Origin of the sequence: Sphingomonas montanisoli, from assembly GCF_008274695.1 — a bacterium.
Classification (GTDB): domain Bacteria; phylum Pseudomonadota; class Alphaproteobacteria; order Sphingomonadales; family Sphingomonadaceae; genus Rhizorhabdus; species Rhizorhabdus montanisoli.
On sequence record NZ_VTOU01000003.1, the window covers coordinates 400,539 to 417,989 of the forward strand.

14 protein-coding genes, 1 tRNA gene and 1 riboswitch are annotated in these 17,451 nt (G+C 66.1%); of the genes, 11 read left to right on the top strand and 4 right to left on the bottom strand.

The window, feature by feature from the left end:
* Positions 1-101: 101 nt before the first annotated feature.
* Positions 102-177, top strand: a tRNA-Ala gene (locus FYJ91_RS13155).
* A gap of 28 nt (positions 178-205) precedes the next feature.
* Here the strand turns inward: FYJ91_RS13155 and FYJ91_RS13160 are convergent.
* The 3 genes from FYJ91_RS13160 to FYJ91_RS13170 form a co-directional block, all read right to left on the bottom strand.
* Positions 206-994 carry an SDR family oxidoreductase gene (locus FYJ91_RS13160; RefSeq protein WP_149522731.1) on the bottom strand — a complete coding sequence of 263 codons (789 nt, stop codon included), beginning with the start codon at positions 992-994 and terminating at the stop codon, positions 206-208.
* Positions 991-1,365, bottom strand: coding sequence for a carboxymuconolactone decarboxylase family protein (locus tag FYJ91_RS13165; RefSeq protein ID WP_149522732.1), 375 nt, complete (start codon positions 1,363-1,365; stop codon positions 991-993). The genes FYJ91_RS13160 and FYJ91_RS13165 overlap by 4 nt, the downstream gene beginning before the upstream one ends.
* Before the next feature lie 88 nt (positions 1,366-1,453).
* The gene (locus tag FYJ91_RS13170; RefSeq protein WP_149522733.1) at positions 1,454-2,095 is read right to left on the bottom strand and encodes a hypothetical protein; all 642 of its coding nucleotides are present in this window, start codon (positions 2,093-2,095) and stop codon (positions 1,454-1,456) included.
* Positions 2,096-2,205: 110 nt separating this feature from the next.
* On the opposite strand from FYJ91_RS13170, the gene ispH reads away from it, so the two are divergent.
* The 5 genes from ispH to FYJ91_RS13195 all read left to right on the top strand — a co-directional run bounded on the left by ispH (position 2,206) and on the right by FYJ91_RS13195 (position 8,526).
* Positions 2,206-3,165 carry a 4-hydroxy-3-methylbut-2-enyl diphosphate reductase gene (gene ispH / locus FYJ91_RS13175; RefSeq protein ID WP_149522734.1) on the top strand — a complete coding sequence of 320 codons (960 nt, stop codon included), beginning with the start codon at positions 2,206-2,208 and terminating at the stop codon, positions 3,163-3,165.
* Between the two features lie 5 nt (positions 3,166-3,170).
* The gene (gene thrB, locus FYJ91_RS13180) at positions 3,171-4,127 is read left to right on the top strand and encodes a homoserine kinase (protein WP_149522735.1); all 957 of its coding nucleotides are present in this window, start codon (positions 3,171-3,173) and stop codon (positions 4,125-4,127) included.
* On the top strand, positions 4,124-4,579 hold the full coding sequence (rnhA, locus tag FYJ91_RS13185; RefSeq protein WP_149522736.1) for a ribonuclease HI: 456 nt from the start codon (positions 4,124-4,126) through the stop codon (positions 4,577-4,579). Before thrB ends, rnhA begins: the two co-directional genes overlap by 4 nt.
* A 99-nt stretch (positions 4,580-4,678) precedes the next feature.
* Positions 4,679-7,474: a TonB-dependent receptor gene (locus FYJ91_RS13190; protein ID WP_149522737.1), complete on the top strand. Its 2,796-nt coding sequence runs from the start codon at positions 4,679-4,681 to the stop codon at positions 7,472-7,474.
* Entirely contained in the window at positions 7,474-8,526 is a 1,053-nt protein-coding gene (locus tag FYJ91_RS13195) for a phytase (RefSeq protein ID WP_149522738.1), read from the top strand. The genes FYJ91_RS13190 and FYJ91_RS13195 overlap by 1 nt, the downstream gene beginning before the upstream one ends.
* 142 nt (positions 8,527-8,668) lie before the next feature.
* Here FYJ91_RS13195 and FYJ91_RS13200 read toward each other — a convergent pair whose 3' ends face one another.
* Positions 8,669-9,646: an NAD(P)H-dependent flavin oxidoreductase gene (locus FYJ91_RS13200; RefSeq protein ID WP_149522739.1), complete on the bottom strand. Its 978-nt coding sequence runs from the start codon at positions 9,644-9,646 to the stop codon at positions 8,669-8,671.
* A gap of 101 nt (positions 9,647-9,747) precedes the next feature.
* On the opposite strand from FYJ91_RS13200, the gene FYJ91_RS13205 reads away from it, so the two are divergent.
* The 5 genes from FYJ91_RS13205 to FYJ91_RS13225 all read left to right on the top strand — a co-directional run bounded on the left by FYJ91_RS13205 (position 9,748) and on the right by FYJ91_RS13225 (position 17,441).
* On the top strand, positions 9,748-11,385 hold the full coding sequence (locus FYJ91_RS13205; RefSeq protein ID WP_149522740.1) for an N-acyl-D-amino-acid deacylase family protein: 1,638 nt from the start codon (positions 9,748-9,750) through the stop codon (positions 11,383-11,385).
* A 675-nt stretch (positions 11,386-12,060) separates the two neighbouring features.
* Positions 12,061-13,719, top strand: a complete 1,659-nt coding sequence (locus FYJ91_RS13210; RefSeq protein WP_149522741.1) for a M28 family metallopeptidase — start codon at positions 12,061-12,063, stop codon at positions 13,717-13,719.
* Positions 13,720-13,721: 2 nt separating this feature from the next.
* The gene (locus FYJ91_RS13215) at positions 13,722-14,528 is read left to right on the top strand and encodes an ABC transporter substrate-binding protein (RefSeq protein ID WP_149522742.1); all 807 of its coding nucleotides are present in this window, start codon (positions 13,722-13,724) and stop codon (positions 14,526-14,528) included.
* A 46-nt stretch (positions 14,529-14,574) separates the two neighbouring features.
* A riboswitch (cobalamin riboswitch) is annotated at positions 14,575-14,768 on the top strand.
* Positions 14,769-14,901: 133 nt separating this feature from the next.
* Complete coding sequence (locus FYJ91_RS13220) at positions 14,902-16,854, top strand: TonB-dependent receptor (RefSeq protein WP_149522743.1); 1,953 nt, start codon at positions 14,902-14,904, stop codon at positions 16,852-16,854.
* Positions 16,854-17,441 carry a DUF7676 family protein gene (locus FYJ91_RS13225; RefSeq protein ID WP_149522744.1) on the top strand — a complete coding sequence of 196 codons (588 nt, stop codon included), beginning with the start codon at positions 16,854-16,856 and terminating at the stop codon, positions 17,439-17,441. The genes FYJ91_RS13220 and FYJ91_RS13225 overlap by 1 nt, the downstream gene beginning before the upstream one ends.
* The last annotated feature ends 10 nt before the right edge of the window (positions 17,442-17,451 follow it).

Genomic DNA, 17,451 nt, shown 5'->3' on the forward strand with positions numbered 1-17,451 from the left:
CGACGGGCCGTGCGGCATCGGCGCGAAACCAACGCGCGTTCGTCGATTTGTGCTGTTGCATCGCGGATGCGGGCCCGCTAGGGGGAGCGTCCGGCGTGTGCGGGGCTGTAGCTCAGATGGGAGAGCGCTGCAATCGCACTGCAGAGGTCAGGGGTTCGATTCCCCTCAGCTCCACCAGTCGCACCGCCGGACTATCGTCGAGACGCTAGCCCGCCCGATCGGCCTCCTTCGCCAGGAAGCCATCCCAGTCGCGCGCGCGATCGACCAGCAGGTCGGTGATGCCTTCATCGGTCGGCAGCATGAAGCGATCGGCGAGGATCGCGTCGACCACCATCTGCCCCACCACGTCGGGTTCGAGCAGCGGGAAGCCCGCATGCGGCCCGCGCGTCTCGATCGGCGGGCCGAAGGTCTTGAGGCTGCGGGCGATGTTGGTCTTGACCGGGCCGGGGCACAGGCAGGTGACGCCCACGCCCTGCGGCTTCAGATAGAGCCACAAGGCCTCCGACATCTGCACCACCGCCGCCTTGCTGGCCGCATAGGGGATGCGATCGAAGGCGTAGGTGTAGAGGCCGCCGAACGAGGCGGTGTTGACGATATGCCCCGATCCTTGCGCGATCAGATGCGGCACGAACACCAGGTTCGATCGCACGATCGACATGAGGTTGGTGTCGATCACGCGGCGCCATTCGTCGAACGGGATATGATCGGGCAGGCCGCGCGTCAGCACGCCCGCATTGTTCATCACGATATCGACCCGGCCGAAGCGATCGATCGCGGCGGCCTTGAGCCGATCGAACGCATCGTCCTGCGTCACGTCGCACGCAATGCCGATCGCTTCGCCCGTCAGCCCTGCGGCGGCGCGTTCGGCGCCTTCCCCGTCGATGTCGGCAATCACCAGCTTCGCGCCGGCCCGCGACAGCGCGCCTGCCGATCCCAGCCCGATCCCGCTCGCGCCGCCGGTGACGATCGCGACCTTTCCGGCGACCGCGGTCATGCGATCAGCCCTTCGCCGCGCAGCGCCTCGATCGCCGTCACGCGCGCACTGTTGGCGGCGGGGAAGCCGGCATAGCCGCTGGCATGGTAGATCACCTCCTCCACCTCCTCGACAGTGCAGCCATTGGCGACCGCGAGGGGGATGTGGACACGCAACTCGTCATGCGCCCTGAGCGCGATCAGTATGCCCAGCGTGACGAGACTGCGCGATTTCGCGTCGAGCCCCGGCCGCCCCCACAAAGACAGGAAGACGTTGCTGTGGGCCAGCGCGCCCATTTCGCCCGCGAAGCTCGATCCCTGCGCATCGCCGCGCATCTTCGCGATCACCTTGAGCGATGCGAGCCGTTCGACGATGCCCGTGCCGTCCGCCATTATCCTCTCCATTCATTGGTTTGGCGCCAGCCTATTCAGCCAGAACCAAACCGCGAAAAAGAAAAAATGAAGAACCGTTAGTTAAAGACTAGCGCGTGGCGTTATACGCCAGCTGCTCTTCGGTCAGCTGGAAGCCGACGAGCATTTCGAAGTTCGCCTTGAGCACGGCGTCGCGCACGCTCGGTTCGGTCAGCGGGTCGAGCGCGGCATCGGCATCGCCGACCTTGCGCTTGCGGGTGATGCGCTCAAGCACCTCCCGCGGGAGCGTGGCGAGCGCGCGCGAGACCGAGCCGGTCACGCTGGCATGACCGGTGCCGCGGGTCGCCCCGTCGGCGAAGGTCACCACAACCTGCCCGGTCTGCTTCGACTGGATGTCGTTTCCACCCCGGATCAGCGTCGCGAACCAGGGCAGCACCACCTGGCGTGCCGGGCCGGCCGTGGGGCGGGTCGCCTGTACGTCGAAACTGGCGGTGACGCCGATCGGGTCGGTCTCGCCCGTGCAGCTGGTCTGCAGATTGGTGATCGCGGCGGTCACGTCAATCGCGCCGACGGTGCGCTGCGTGGGCGAGGTGAAGGTGGTGACATCCCCCGTGTAAGTCGCGATCGCGACCGCGGGGCAAGCCGAGCGCGCGATCTTCACCCCGCCGGTCTCGTCGAAGTCCATGCTGGACTTGCAACCAGCGAGAGCAATGGCGGCGAGGAGGATCGCTTGAGTCTTCAGCTTCAGCACGGAAAAGGCATCCTTGAATCGAACGTGCCGGATGCCAGGATCCGGTGGGCTTGCGCGCGATCATAGGAAGCGGCTTCCGCGCAGGCAAGCAATCGCGTAAGCGGCCGGGCATGGACGTTGCCACCGCCCCCTCGAAGCCGCCGCTGACGCTGCTGATCGCGGCACCCCGCGGTTTTTGCGCCGGCGTCGACCGCGCGATCCGCATCGTCGAACTGGCGATCGAGAAATATGGCGCGCCGGTCTATGTGCGGCACGAGATCGTCCACAACAAATATGTCGTCGACGATCTGAAGGCCAAGGGTGCGATCTTCGTCGAGGAACTGGACGAGGTGCCCGACGGCGTACCCGTCGTTTTTTCCGCACATGGCGTGCCCAAGGTGGTGCCGGCCAAGGCCGAGGAGCGCGGGCTGAACTATCTCGACGCCACCTGCCCGCTCGTCTCCAAGGTACACCGCCAGGCCGAGCGGCTCGTGTCGAACGGCCACCACATCCTGTTCATCGGCCATCGCGGCCATCCCGAGGTTATCGGCACGTTCGGCCAGGTGCCCGATGGCGTGATGACCCTGATCGAGACGGTCGAGGACGCCGAGGCGATCACGCCGCCCGCCGGCCAGCCGCTTGCCTTCCTGAGCCAGACGACCTTGTCGGTGGACGACACCATCGAGATCATCACCGCGCTGCGCCGCCGTTTCCCCGAGATCGGAGCGCCGCGCAGCGAGGACATCTGTTACGCGACGTCGAACCGGCAAGCCGCCGTCAAGGCGATCACCGAGCGTTGCGACGCGATGCTGGTGATCGGCGCGCCCAACAGCTCGAACTCGCTGCGCCTCGTCGAAGTCGCCGAGCGGCGCGGCACCCGCGCGGTGCTGATCCAACGCGCCGACGAGATCGACTTCGGCTTTCTCGACGGCGTCCGCACATTGGGCATCACTGCGGGCGCTTCGGCCCCCGAACTGCTCGTGCGCGAGGTCGTCGATCGGCTCGCCACGCGCTTCGCGATCGAGGAGCATGAGGTCGAAAGCGCGACCGAGGACATGCTGTTCAAGCTGCCCCGCAGCCTGGTCGCGTAACCGACATGGCCGTCTATACGCAGGTTTCCACCGAGGAAATGGCTGCCTTCCTCAACCGCTATGATTGCGGCACTTTGCTGTCGGCCAAGGGGATTGCCGAGGGTGTCGAGAACAGCAACTTCCTGGTCGACACGACCAAGGGCCGCTTCATCCTGACGCTGTACGAGAAGCGCGTCGACGCAGGCGACCTGCCCTTTTTCCTCGCGCTGACCGATCATCTGGCGGCCAAGGGGCTGAACATTCCGCGCGCGTTGCGCGACCGGCGTGGCGAGCAGTTGCAGGAACTCTGCGGTCGCCCCGCCTGCCTGATCGAATTCCTGCAGGGCGTCTCGGTGAGCCATCCGACGCCCGCGCAGGCCAAGGCCGCAGGCGGCGCGCTGGGCGACATGCACAAGGCACTGGGCGACTTCCGCCTGAGCCGCCCCAACACGCTGGGCCTCGACGGCTGGCACGCGCTGGCCGACAGATGCGGCAACCAGCTCGACCAGATCGAGGCGGGCCTGGGCGACCGCGTGGCGCGCGAACTCGCCTTCCTCGACGCCGAATGGCCGCGCCACCTGCCGACCTCGGTCGTCCATGCCGACATGTTCCCCGACAATGTCCTGATGCTGGGCGATACCGTCGGAGGGGTGATCGATTTCTACTTCGCCTGCACCGAAATTCGCGCGTGGGACGTGGCGGTGACGCATTCGGCGTGGTGCTTCTCGAGCGACGGGCGCACCTATCGGCCCGAACTCGGCCGCGCGCTGATCGCCGGCTATGATCAGCAATTCGGCCTGTCCGACCTCGAGCGCGCCGCCTTCCCGGTCCTCGCGCGCGGTTCGGCGCTGCGCTTCCTCCTGACGCGCGCATGGGACTGGCTCAACACGCCCGCCGATGCGCTGGTGACGCGCAAGGATCCGCTGGCTTTCAAACGCCGGCTCGATTTCTACGCCGAGGCCGATCCGGCGACGTTGATATGAGCGATCTGCCCCTGGTCGAGATCGCGACCGACGGCGCGTGCAAGGGCAATCCCGGGCCGGGCGGCTGGGGCGCGCTGCTGCGTTTCGGCACGACCGAGAAGGAATTGTCGGGCGCCGAAAACCCGAGCACCAACAACCGCATGGAGCTGATGGCGGCGATCAGCGCGCTGGAAGCACTGAAGAAGCCGTGCCGGGTCAAGCTGTCGACCGACAGCCGCTACGTCATGGACGGCCTGACCAAGTGGATCCACGGCTGGCGCAAGAATGGCTGGAAGACCGCCGACAAGAAGCCGGTCAAGAATGCCGAACTGTGGCAACGCCTGCTCGCCGCCGCGGCCCCGCACCGGATCGAATGGCTGTGGGTGAAGGGCCATGCCGGCCATCCCGACAACGAACGCGCCGATAAGCTCGCGAGCGACGCGGCCATCGGACGGATCGGCACGGACACATAACATTACCGCTACGTAACAAGACTGTCATCGATACGCAGTCGCGGTTTCATCCACCCCGCCTAGGGCGCCCGCAGACAATAAGTCGCTCTGGGGGAAAACATGAAGCCGACCACGTTCGGGCGGGCGCTGCGCGCTGCCGCCCTCTCCACTGTTGCATTCACCGTGTTCGGTGCCGCCGCCCACGCACAGGACGTCGCTGACAGCGCTGCTGCGGAAGGTGACGCGATCGTCGTCACCGGCGCACGCCCGATCGCCGAATCCGAAGCCGCAGCGTTGCAGATCCAGCGCAATTCGGACTCGCTGGTCGCGGTCGCCGCGTCCGACTCGGTCGGCCGTCTGCCGGACCAGAACATCGCTGCCGCCGTCGGCCGCCTGCCCGGCATCAGCGTCGAGCGCGATCAGGGCCAAGCCCGCTACGTCAACCTGCGCGGTGCGCCCAAGACCTGGACCACGCTGTCGTTCGACGGCATCAACGTGGTGAGCCCGGAAGGCCGCGACGCACGCTTCGATTCGATCCCCTCGGCGATCGCGGGCAAGATCATCGTGTCGAAGGCGGTGACGCCCGACATGCCGGGTGAAACCGTCGCCGGCAACGTCAACGTCATCACCCGCTCGGCCTTCGACTATTCGGGCTTCCACACCGCCGGCAAGCTGGGCGGCGGTGTCGCCGAGCTGGGCGATCGGCGCGAATATGAAGCCAATGCCGTCATCTCCAACCGCTTCAAGGCGGGCGAAGGCGAGATCGGCGTGCTGGTTTCGGGCAGCTATTACGAACGCAACATGATCACCGACAATTTCGAGGTCGATTATGAACCCGTTTCTCGCGATCAGCGTCCCGGCAACGCCACCCGCTTCTGGGCGCACGAAGCCGAGAACAAACTCTATCGCCTGACCCGCAAGAACTGGTCGGTTTCGGGCCGTCTCGATTGGCGCCCCGACGACGACAATCAGATCTCGCTGCGGTCGGTCTATACGATCTTCACCGACGACGAGGCGCGCGACAATTACCGCTTCGACCTTGACGACCGCGAATCCGATCTGTCGAACAGCAGCGCCGCCTGCACCCCAACCGTGAACGCCACGCCGACCACGTCGGGCTATGCCGACGTCTGCATCGGCAACACCCCGCAGAAGGGCACAGTGTACGGCATCGACATCCGCCAGCGTTCGACACTGCGCGCCTTCCGCCAGTCGGTGTTCACCAATACCTTGGCGGGCGATCACAAATTCGGTGACGGCGCGTGGACGCTCGCCTGGGTCGCCAATTACACCGAATCGAAGGATGATCGTTCGGTCGTCGGCGAAACGACGTGGGACAGCCCCAGCACGCGCAACCTGCGTCCGACCGTTGCTTACGACTTCTCGAACCCGAACCGCTCGAGCGTGAGCCTGTTCCGCACCAACCAGCTGTCGGGGCCGACCCGCTTTTCGGCTGGTGATCGCGTAGTCGGTGTCGATGCCTTCACCAAGCCGCTGTCATCGTTCAACGTGCTCGACGCTGTCGACACGACCAAGGCCTATACCGGCAAGCTGGTGCTGGGCCACACGGCCGAAATGCTGGGCGGCGAGACGACCTTTAAGATCGGCGCGCAATATGACCAGCGCACCAAGATGGCCGACGAGAAGAACATCAACCTGACGACTGCAGCGCAGTTTGCTCAGGCGGGCCTGCCGACCGACTACAACCAGTTCTCGCTGGACAAGAAGTTCCTCGGCAAAGTCCCGATGGATTACACCTTCCGCTATTTCGATCTCACGAAGATGCGCGCCGCTTCGGACGCGGCGAAGGCCGCCTTCCCCTTCGTTCCCGCTACGGCCAACAATTATGACGTGCGCGAACAGGTGCTCGCCGGCTTCGTGATGGGCACGGTGAAGTACGATTGGGGTTCGGTGATCGGCGGCGTTCGCGTCGAGCATATCAAGAACCGCGGCAAGGCGTTCGCGACGGTGGGCACCGTAACCGGTCCCGTAGAAGCCAACGCCGAACAGACGCTTGCCTTCCCCAGCCTGCACATCAACTACAATGTCGACGACACCAAGAAGCTGCGTCTGTCGTTCAACAGCGGTGCAGCCCGCGCCGATTATGATCAGCTGCGTCCGAACGTCGTGATCAACGACATCGCGCAGACGATTTCCGGCGGCAATCCGGCGGTGAAGCCTGAGCGGGCTTATGGCGTCGATGGCTACTTCGAATGGTATATGAAGCCGCAGGGCTATTTGATGGTCGGTGTTTTCTACAAGAAGATCAAGGACGTGCTGTACAACCAGTCGCGCACGTTCAATTCGAGCGCGCTCGACGCGAACGGCTTCGATCGTTCGACCTATGTCTTCTCGGGCATCACCAACGGCGGCGACGGACGCCTGTACGGTATGGAAGCCGCAGCCCAGCTACAGCTCGAACCGTGGACCGAAAATCTGGGCCTGCCCGATTTCATGGGCGGTTTCGGCGTGTCGGCCAACCTGACGCTTAACAACAGCCGCATCTCCAAGCCGGCATCGGGCGCCATCCCGGCGCGCCGCGTTCGCCTGCCCGGCACGTCGGACTTCGTTTACAACATCGGCGCCTATTACGAGAAGTACGGCCTGTCGCTGCGCCTGCAGTATCAGAACCGTGGCAAGTGGCTCGACTCGATCGCCGACACGCTGGTCGATGCGGGCGATACCTATTGGGCTTCGGACGACGAACTCGATTTCTCGGCACGCTATGCGGTCACCAAGAATTTCGAGGTCTATTTCGACGCTTCGAACCTGCTGAACCACCCGGGCCGCCGCTTCTCCGATCCGGGCAACCTGCTGACCGCAACGGGCATCCCGACCAAGAGCAGCAGTGCGCAGACGATCGAGTGGGAGCGGTTCGGTCGCCGCTACACCGGCGGCATCCGGTTCAACTTCTGATGAACCATCTGTCCGTGACGACCGCGTGGTCGGCGATGCTTCTGCTTGCCGGCTGCGCGACCAGCCGGCAAGCGATCCCGACCTCGGCGGCCACCACCGCCGAGGTTCTCGCGTCCGGAGAAACCGAAGCCGTCGGCACCGCAAATGCCGATGCGGCCGACGATCCCGCAATCTGGCGCAACCCGCGCCGGCCCGCCGACAGCCTGATCATCGGCACCGACAAGAAGGCCGGGCTCTATGTCTATGGCCTCGACGGCAAGCGCCGTGATTTCGTCGATGCGGGCCGCGTCAACAATGTCGACCTGCGCGACGGTGTGGCCGTTGCGGGCAAGCCCGGCATCCTCGTCGCCGCGAGCGACCGCAACGATGTCGCGCATGCCAAAATCGCTTTGTTCCGGCTCGATCCGACCACCGCAAAGCTGACGTCGCTCGGCACCGTGGCGGCGGGCGACGGCGAGGCTTATGGCATCTGCCTGACCCGCGTGAAGGGCGCCGCCCACGCCTTCGTCGTGATGAAGGACGGCACGATCAACCAGGTCGCGCTCGACCTCGCGGCCGCGACGCCGGCGGGCAGGATCGTTCGCACGATGAAGCTCGGCACCCAGTCCGAAGGCTGCGCGGTCGATGATCGCACGGCCAAGCTCTACGTCGCCGAGGAGGATGTCGGCCTGTGGCGCTTCGACGCGCGCGCCAGCGGCCCCGTCGAGCCGACGTCGATCGCCAAGGTCGACGGCACCCGCCTCGTCGCCGATGCCGAAGGCGTTGCGATCGCGCCGATGGGTCGCAGCGGTGGCTATGTGCTGGTGTCGAGCCAGGGCGACAATGCCTATGCGGCGTGGCGCCTGTCGGACGGCGGCTATGCCGGCCGCTTCCGCATCGCGCAGGGTAAGTTCGGCAGCACCGAGGAAACCGACGGCATCGACCTGATGCTCGGCAATTTCGGCCGCGACTATCCGACCGGCATCTTCGTCGCGCAGGACGGGCACACCCCGGACGGCGCCCAGAACTTCAAGCTGGTCCGCTGGGACGCGATCGCCAAGCTGATCAAGTAACTTTGAAATCCTCCCCCGCCAGGGGGAGGTGTCAGCGCAAGCTGACGGAGGGGGAGGATGCGGCCAACTCGTTTTGAGCCGCCGCCCTCCCCCTCCGTCGCCTTCGGCGCCACCTCCCCCTGGCGGGGGAGGATGTAAGTGGTCAGCCCAGCATACCGCCCAACCGCTTCGCGATGATCGCTTCGGCGTCGCGCATGATGCCGCTGATCAGCTCGTCACAGGTGGGGATGTCGTTGATCAGGCCCTGGACCATCCCGGTCCAGACGAGGCCAGCCTCGATATTGCCGGTCTCGAGCGCCTCGCGGCCCTTGGCGCCGGCGACGTAGGGGCGGATATCCTCGAACACCGAGCCTTCCTGCGCAGAGATTTCGACCACCTTGTCCGACACCGGCGTCTTGCCGACGCGGCCGGTGTTGTGGAATTTGCGCAGGATCAGGTTGGTCCCGCGCTCGTCGCTGTCGACGATGAACTGCTTGATATTCTCGTGGATCGGGGCTTCCTTGGTCGCGCAGAAGCGCGTGCCCATGTTGATGCCTTCCGCACCCAGCGCCAGCGCCGCGACGAGGCCGCGCCCGTCGCCGATACCGCCCGACGCGAGCATCGGAATGTCGATCTTGTCGGCTGCGGCCGGGATCAGGACGAGGCCGCCAATGTCGTCCTCACCCGGATGGCCGGCGCATTCGAAGCCGTCGATCGAGATGATGTCGACACCCATCCGCACCGACGACAGCGCGTGGCGGACCGAGGTGCACTTGTGGATGACCGTCAGGCCGTGCGCCTTGAAATCCTCGACATGCTCCTGCGGCTTGTTGCCGGCTGTCTCGACGATCTTGATGCCCGATTCGATGATCGCCTTGCGATATTCGGGATAAGGCGGCGCGTTCATCGACGGCAGCAGGGTGACGTTCACGCCGAACGGCTTGTCGGTCATGGTGCGGCAGCGTTCGATTTCGCGGCGCAGATCGTCGGGCGTCGGCTGGGTCAGCGCGGTCAGGATGCCCAGGCCACCAGCATTCGAGACCGCCGCCGCCAGTTCGGCGCGGCCGACCCACATCATGCCGCCCTGGACGATCGGATGCTCGATCCCCAGCATTTCGGTGACGCGCGTGCGGATGGCCATCGATTCCCTTTCCAGAAAGATATAACTCTATTGCGCGACGCCAAAGCGTGAAGGCGTGGCGCGGTCAAGCGTAAAGCAGCGCGGACGGAGAGGACAAGCGTGTGAGCAAGACAATCGTCGTGAAGGGCGGGCTGGTCGCCGACGGCACCGGCGGTGAACTGTACGAAGCCGATGTGGCCATCAAGGACGGCCGCATAGCCGCGATCGGCCAGGGGCTGAACGGCGATGAGGAACTCGACGCGCGCGGGCAGATCGTCGCGCCGGGCTTCATCGACATGCACACCCATTATGACGCGCAACTGTTCTGGGATCCCGATTGCACCCCGTCGAGCTGGCAGGGGGTCACGTCGGTCGTCATCGGCAATTGCGGGTTCGCGCTGGCGCCGTGCCGGCCGGAGAATCGCGAGACTCTGGTGCAGATGCTCGTCGAGCTGGAGGACATGCCGGCCAAGGTGCTGAATGCGGGCATCCAATGGTCGTTCACCGATTTCGCGGGCTATATGGCGAGCGTCGAGGCGCTTCGCCCCACGCTGAACATCGCGGCCTATGTCGGCCATTCGCCGGTGCGCGTCGATGTGATGGGCGCCGACGCTTATGATCGCGCCGCGACCGATGAAGAGATTGCGCGGATGGCGGCGATCGTGGGCCAGGCGATGGACGCGGGCGCGATCGGCTTCGCATCGTCGAGCGCGCCGACCGGGCGGCGATCGGCGACGGGCAAGGCCGATGCGCGCGAATTGCTGGCGCTGGGCAAGGCGATGGCGAAGGACGGGCGCGGCGTGATGGCGATGGTGCCGGGCGGCCAGCACCTGTCGCGCGAGGCGATGTACGACATGCAGGCCGATATCGGCCGCCCCTTCACCTGGACCGCATTGATGCAGACCGCCGATGGCGGGCATCGCGCGTCGGCCGCGCTGCACGCCGAACGCTATGCGAAGGGCGCTAGGGTGCATCCGCAGGTGTCGTGCCGGCCGATCGTGTCGATGACCACGCTGCGCACCGCCTTTGCGATGCGCGCGGCGTCGATGCTGGCACTCGAAGGCAAATCGGATGCCGAGCGGATCGCCGCCTTCCGCGATCCGGCGTGGCGCGCGACGGTGAAGACCGAACTGGCCAATTATGCCTTCACGATCAGCTGGGATCGCTGGACGATATCCGAATCGCCGACGTCGCCCGAACTGGAGGGGATGACGATCGAGGCGCTGGCGAAGCGGCTGGGCGTCGACGGGCTGGATGCCGCGATCGACCTGGCGCTGGCCGATGGGCTGGCGACGCGGTTCACCGTGGTGCAGGTCAATTATGAGGAGGACGAGGTCGCCAAGCTGCTGCGGATCGACGGCGCGGTGCTGGGTCTGGCGGACTCGGGCGCGCACCCCGATCAGATTTGCGACGCGATCCTGCCGACCGATCTGCTGGGCAAATGGGTGCGCGATAAGAAAGTCCTCCCCATCGAAACCGCGGTGCGCAAGCTGACCGGCGAACTGGCCGATCTGTTCGGGCTCGATCGCGGCTATCTGAAGATCGCCGCGCCCGCCGATATTACCGTGTTCGATCCCGCGACGATCGGGCCGGGGCCGGTACGGCGCGTCTATGACCAGCCGGCGGGCGGCGAGCGGCTGATCGCCGACCGCGCGACCGGGCTGACGCACATGCTGGTCAACGGCGTGCCGATCCGGCGCGACGGCGCGGCGCTGGCGCGCGGTGCCGCGGGCGGGCCGGGTCGGATGTTGCGGGGGTAACTTGATCCTCCCCCGGAGGGGGAGGGGGACCGCCCGAAGGGTGGTGGAGGGGTAAGCGTCGCAAGGAGTGCGCTGGAGACGATAAGTACCGTTGCCGGCCAATACCCCTCCACCGCTGCGCGGTCCCCCTCCCCCTCCGGGGGAGGATCTGAAGAGGACGCACCTGTGGCGTAGAATCAGGACAGGGATCGGTCGGCGCGTCCTTCCGCGGGCATCCGGGTTGGACATGTCGTGTGTTCAGGGCCGGCTTTCATGGGGTCCGGGGGCGGAGCAAGCCCCGCGTGCGGAATCGAAAGCCGATTGTCAGGCGGCTTTCCCGATATCGGTGGCGTCCGGTGGTCGGATCGGGGCTACCCGGGATACGCCCGAAGACGCAGTGGATCGGCCCTGTCTTTTCTTCGCACCATAGCCGCCGCGATCGGCGGACAGTCCCAAGCCGGCCGGATGTTGCGAAGCTTCGGCTGAACCGGATGACTTCGCGCCGACCGTTCGGCCCGGTGCGGAGCAAGCGCTAAGCTCCGGGCCGGTCCTGCATCCCGTTCGCTTGTACCGAGCGACAGGATGAGCGTGTAAATAACCCATTAGGTTCTTTTTGTCAAGAGATCGTTCCTTAAATGTTCCAGGACAATCGGGAAGGATTGAGGTGGGGGCAAGCGGAGCCTAAAGGTCCGCCCCATGAAGACGATCCTCCTCGCGCTGGCCGCAACCGTCGCCGCGCCCGCCCTCGCCCAGAACACCGACCCTGCCCGCATCGAACAGACGGTGCGCACATTGGCGTCCGACATTTTCGAAGGGCGCGCGCCGGGGACGGCGGGCGAGGAGCGGACGATCGGCTATCTGATCGCGCGTTTCCAGGATCTGGGGCTGGAGCCGGCGGGGCCGGACGGGCAGTGGACGCAGACGGTGCCGTTGCTCCACACTAAGCTGGGTACGGGGCTGGGCGCGGGCGCGATGCGGTTCGACAGCCCCAAGGGCGTGGTTCCGGCCGAGCAGCTGAAGGACGTCTATGTTTCGACGATCCGCCCCGACGATGCCGCGAAGATTGCGGGTGCGCCGGTGGTGTTCATCGGCCACGGCGTGAAGGCGCCCGAGCGCAAGTGGGACGATTTCAAGGGCGCGAACCTGAAGGGCAAGGTCGTGATCTTCCTGGTCAACGACCCCGATTTCGCGGCGCAGCCGGGCGAGCCGGTGGCGGGCAAGTTCGGCGGGCGGACGATGACCTATTATGGCCGCTGGACCTACAAGTTCGAGGAAGCGGCGCGGCAGGGCGCGGTCGGCGCGCTGATCGTCCATGAGAGCGCGGGTGCGGGCTATGGCTGGAACGTGGTGGTCAGCAGCGGGGGCGAGAATTACGACATCGTCCGCGCACCCGACAAACTCAGCAGCCTCGCTTTGCAAGGATGGATCACGGGCGATGCGGCGACGAAATTGTTCGCATCGGCGGGCCTTGACCTCGCCAAACTGCAGGTCGCGGCGCGCAAGGCGAACTTCAAGCCGGTGCCGCTGCCGGGCGTGACCTTCACCGCCGACGTGCCCGTCGCCCATGAGGAGGTCGCGAGCCGCAATGTGCTGGCGAAAATCCCCGGCACGACCAAGGCCGACGAGGTGGTGATGATCGGCGCGCATTGGGACGCTTATGGCCGTGGCAAACCCGATGCGCAGGGCCGCGTGTTCCGCAGCGGCGCCAACGACGACGCGCTCGGCATCGCGGGCATGTTCGAGATTGCGCGCGCAATGAAGGCGAGGCCGGCGCCGAAGCGCAGCGTCGTCTTCGCCGCGTGGACGGCGGAGGAGCGCGGGCTGCTGGGATCCGAATATTATGCCGCGAACCCGACGGTGCCGGCGGCGAAGACCGTCGCCAACCTCGCGATCGACATCCTGCAGACCGCGGGGCCGGCGAATGACGTCGTGCTGGTCGGCAAGGGCCAGAACAGCCTGGAGGACGACATGGCGCGCGTCGCCGCGACCCAGGGCCGCCGGGTGACGCCCGAAAGCCTGCCCGAGCGCGGCCTGTTCTACCGCGCCGACCATTTCAGCTTCGCCAAGCGCGGGGTGCCCACCCTGCTGCTGATGGGCATTGCGGGCGCATCCGACCTGAAGACCGGCGGCGTCGCAGGCGGGCAGGCGTGGATCGATGCCTATACCGGCCAATGCTATCATCAGGCGTGCGATGCGTGGAGCCCCGAATGGAATCTGGCGGGCGCGGTGCAGGACATCGATCTGGTCGGCACGATCGGCGCCGAGCTGGCCAATTCGGATAAGTGGCCGACGTGGAAGGCGGGGTCCGAATTCAAGGCGATCCGCGACAAAAGCCTGAGCGCGACGGCCAAGTGAGGATGCGGGCGGCGATCATCGCGGCGCTGGCGATCGGGGCGCTGGCGACGCCGCTGCATGCCGCGCCGAAGCGCATCGTCTCGCTCAACCTGTGCGCCGACCAGCTGATCCTGACGCTGGCCGATCGATCACAGATTGCGGGGCTGACGCGCAACGCCGCCAAGGCGAACATGTCGGCCGAGGCGGCGCGGACCAAGGGGCTGCGCATTCTCGGCACGTCAGCGGAGGAGATATTGGAGATCGATCCCGATCTCGTCGTCGGCATCCCCGCGCGGCGCAACGCGATCCTGCGCGCGCTCAAGATGCGGAAATATCCTGCGGTCGACCTGAAAAGCGCCGACACGCTGGAGGATATCTACGCATCGATCCGCACCGTATCGGAGGCGGTGGGCCATCCCGATCGCGGCGAGGCCATGATCGCGCAGATGGAGCGCGATCTGGCCGGCACGCCCGGGATCGGGCGACATCGGGTCGCAGCTTATTATCAGCGCCGGGGCTATATGACCGGCGCGGGCACGCTGGTCGACGACCTGATGACACGGATCGGGCTGGTCAATCTTGCGACGAAGCTCGGCAAGCCCGCGCTCTCCCAGCTGAGCCTGGAGGAAATGGTGGCGGCGCGGCCCGATTTCCTGATCGTCGAAAGCGCGACCGACAAGATCACCGATCAGGGCACCGAGATGCTGCACCACCCCGCACTCAACGCCATCCCGCGCCTGCACATTCCCGAGGCGTGGACGGTGTGCGGCGGGCCAGCCTACACCAAGGCGGTTCGCACCCTGACCGAGCAACTCCGGCGCTACCGCTGAAGCGTGCGCCGCGCGCGCCGGATTGACGCAGCGCACCCAAAGGCGTAGTCGCCGCGCCGCGACAGGTTCCCCCTTAAGACGGGGATGAAAAGGGAACGGGGTTCAAGACCCCGGCTGCCCCTGCAACTGTGAGCGGCGAGCTATCGCGCCATCAAGCCATTGGGACTTCGGTTCTGAGAAGGCGGCGCGAAACGGCGATGACCCGCAAGCCAGGAGACCTGCCCGTCGCGGTCGTCTTTCGTGCGGACAGGGTGTGCCGGGCGGACGGGGGTTAACCCGAGTGACGACAGATCCGGACCGTGTTCGCGCGGGGGATAGGTCGTGCCCTGCCCCCGAACGAACGCGATCCCTTTGTCTTGGGGCTAGACGTTCGATGTTGAAATATTCGTTTCTAATCTCCCTCCTGCTCTCCACCACGGCCTATGCCGAGGAGCAGCAGGCGGCGCAGCCCGACGCGGCAGCGGAGGCCGACGCCTCCGACATCCTGGTCACCGCGACCCGCATTGCCACGCCCGCCGAAAAAGTGCCCGTTTCGGTCACCGTGCTCGACAAGGCGGCGATCGACCGCAACCAGGATATGGGCGTGACCGAGCTGCTGCAGCGCACGCCGGGCGTCAGCATGTCGCGCAACGGCGGCTATGGCACCGCCACCTCGCTGCGCATCCGTGGCGCCGAAGCCGACCAGACCGTGGTGGTGATCGACGGCGTGAAGCTGAACGATCCTTCGTCGGCGGGCGGCGGCTACAACTTCGCCAATCTGCTGGTGGGCGATGCGTCGCGGATCGAGGTGCTGCGCGGGCCGCAGTCGATCCTCTGGGGCAGCCAGGCGATTGGCGGCGTCGTGAACGTCGTCACCGCGCTGCCGCAAAAGGAGCTCGAAGGCAGCTTCGACGTCGAGGCCGGATCGCGCCAGACCGCAAGCGCACGCGCCGCAGTGGGCGGCAAGCAAGGCGCGCTGACGTGGCGCCTGGGCGGGCAGGCCTTCTCGACCGACGGCATCTCCGCGATCGCCCCGGCCTTCGGCGGACGCGAGAAGGACGGTTACACCAACCGCAACCTGTCCGGCCGCGTCGAAGTGGCTATCACCGAGAACGTCACCGCCGACTTTCGCGGTTATTTCTCCAAGGGCCGCACCGACATCGACTCGACCACTGCCGACAACCCGACCTATGCGCTGAGCCGCGAGTTCGTGGGCTATGCGGGGTTGAAGATCGACCTGCTCGACAAGCGCCTGCGCAACCGCATCGCTTATGGCTACACCGACACCAACCGCGACAATTTCGATCCGCGCAACCAGCGCACCAAGACGTTCGACAGCGCGGGCCGGAACAAGCGTTTGGAGTATCAGGGCGCCTTCGCGATCGCCGATGGCTGGACGGCGCTGTTCGGCGCGGAGAATGAACGCTCGCGCTTCCGCAGCGTTTCTCCGCCCGCTTCGCTCGCTACGCCCATCCCCGCAGCGGCGCGCGGCAAGGCCGAGATCACGAGCTTCTACGGCCAGCTGCTCGCCGAGCCGATCGCGGGGCTGAGCCTCAACGTCGGCGTGCGCAACGACGATCATAGCCGCGCGGGCAACAAGACGCTGTTCTCGGCGGGTGGCGCGTGGTCGCTGCCGACCGGCACGATCATTCGCGCGGCCTATGGCGAGGGCTTCAAGGCGCCGACGCTCTACCAGCTCTTCTCCGAATTCGGGAACGAAGCGCTCGCTCCCGAAGAGGCCGACGGCTGGGAAGCGGGGGCCGAGCAGAAGCTGCTCGACGGCAAGCTGAGCTTCGGTGCGACCTATTTCGAGCGCACGACGACCAACCAGATCGTGTTCAACAGCTGCTCGGCGACGTCGACCCTGGCGCTGTGTCGCCAGCCCGGCACGACGATCCGTCGCTCGGGCTATTACCTCAACGTCGCGCGCGCCGAAGCGCATGGGATCGAGGCGCAGGCTTCGCTTCAGCCGATCGAAGGCCTGATCGTCGACGGCAACTATAGCTGGACGGTCGCGGAGGATCGATCGAAGGGCACGACGACGTTCGGCAAGTGGCTGCCGCGCCGCCCACGCAACCAGGCGAACGGATCGATCAGCTATCGCTGGCCGGTGGGCCTGACGACGGGCGGTGCGATCCGCTGGTCGGGCCACAGCTTCGACAACGCGTCCAACGCCCAGCGGCTCGACAGCTATACGCTGGTCGATCTGCGCGCCGAACTGGAGCTGTCCGAACAGTTCCGCCTGTTCGCCCGCGTCGAGAACCTGTTCGACAAGGACTATATGACCGCGTTCCGCTATGGCACGCTGGGCCGCAGCATATACGCCGGCTTCCGGGGCCGCTTCTGATGCCCGCGCTCGCTGTCGATCGGCCGATCGAGAAGCGGGTGACCAAGGTGGACGGCCGGACCGAGGAGGTCTGGCCGCTTCCCCTCGATCGCGACTGGCTGTTCGCCATGTTCTCCGAACTGTTCGACGATCATTGGGACAAGCTGACCTGGGGTCCGCTGATCCCGGGCGCCGCCTATGAGCTGAAATGCCCGGGCAAGCCGGAGAAGATCACCCTCTCCAAGCTCGGCTATTTCACCGTTCACTGGGGCGCGAAGGGGCATTTCCACCTGTGCCTGGGCGCGGGCCCGGCGATGGCGCCCGAGGATGCAATCAAGCGCAGCCCCGCGCGGGTCGAACTGGTCCGCCGGCTCGATGCCGACGAGATGCCGATCTCGTGGAGCATCCGCATGTTCAACGGGGCGGGCGATCCGCAAATCTCGATCTACCTGCCCAACCCCTTCCTGCGCCCCGAAGACCGGATCGCCGACGAACCCGACTGGGATCGCCTGACGCTCTGGGACGACCTGTTTCCCCGCCTGACCGGCCAGCCGACCGACGGCCGTGACCGGATGGGCAAGGGCTATGTCAAAACCACGACCAACTGAAAGGACCGAG

Coding starts and splice junctions, on each gene's coding strand:
- FYJ91_RS13165 (WP_149522732.1), bottom strand. CDS start 1,365: ATGGCGGACGGCACGGGCATCGTCGAACGGCTCGCATCGCTCAAGGTG.
- FYJ91_RS13210 (WP_149522741.1), top strand. CDS start 12,061: ATGAAGACGATCCTCCTCGCGCTGGCCGCAACCGTCGCCGCGCCCGCC.
- thrB (WP_149522735.1), top strand. CDS start 3,171: ATGGCCGTCTATACGCAGGTTTCCACCGAGGAAATGGCTGCCTTCCTC.
- FYJ91_RS13200 (WP_149522739.1), bottom strand. CDS start 9,646: ATGGCCATCCGCACGCGCGTCACCGAAATGCTGGGGATCGAGCATCCG.
- ispH (WP_149522734.1), top strand. CDS start 2,206: ATGGACGTTGCCACCGCCCCCTCGAAGCCGCCGCTGACGCTGCTGATC.
- FYJ91_RS13225 (WP_149522744.1), top strand. CDS start 16,854: ATGCCCGCGCTCGCTGTCGATCGGCCGATCGAGAAGCGGGTGACCAAG.
- FYJ91_RS13195 (WP_149522738.1), top strand. CDS start 7,474: ATGAACCATCTGTCCGTGACGACCGCGTGGTCGGCGATGCTTCTGCTT.
- FYJ91_RS13160 (WP_149522731.1), bottom strand. CDS start 994: ATGACCGCGGTCGCCGGAAAGGTCGCGATCGTCACCGGCGGCGCGAGC.
- FYJ91_RS13190 (WP_149522737.1), top strand. CDS start 4,679: ATGAAGCCGACCACGTTCGGGCGGGCGCTGCGCGCTGCCGCCCTCTCC.
- rnhA (WP_149522736.1), top strand. CDS start 4,124: ATGAGCGATCTGCCCCTGGTCGAGATCGCGACCGACGGCGCGTGCAAG.
- FYJ91_RS13215 (WP_149522742.1), top strand. CDS start 13,722: ATGCGGGCGGCGATCATCGCGGCGCTGGCGATCGGGGCGCTGGCGACG.
- FYJ91_RS13220 (WP_149522743.1), top strand. CDS start 14,902: ATGTTGAAATATTCGTTTCTAATCTCCCTCCTGCTCTCCACCACGGCC.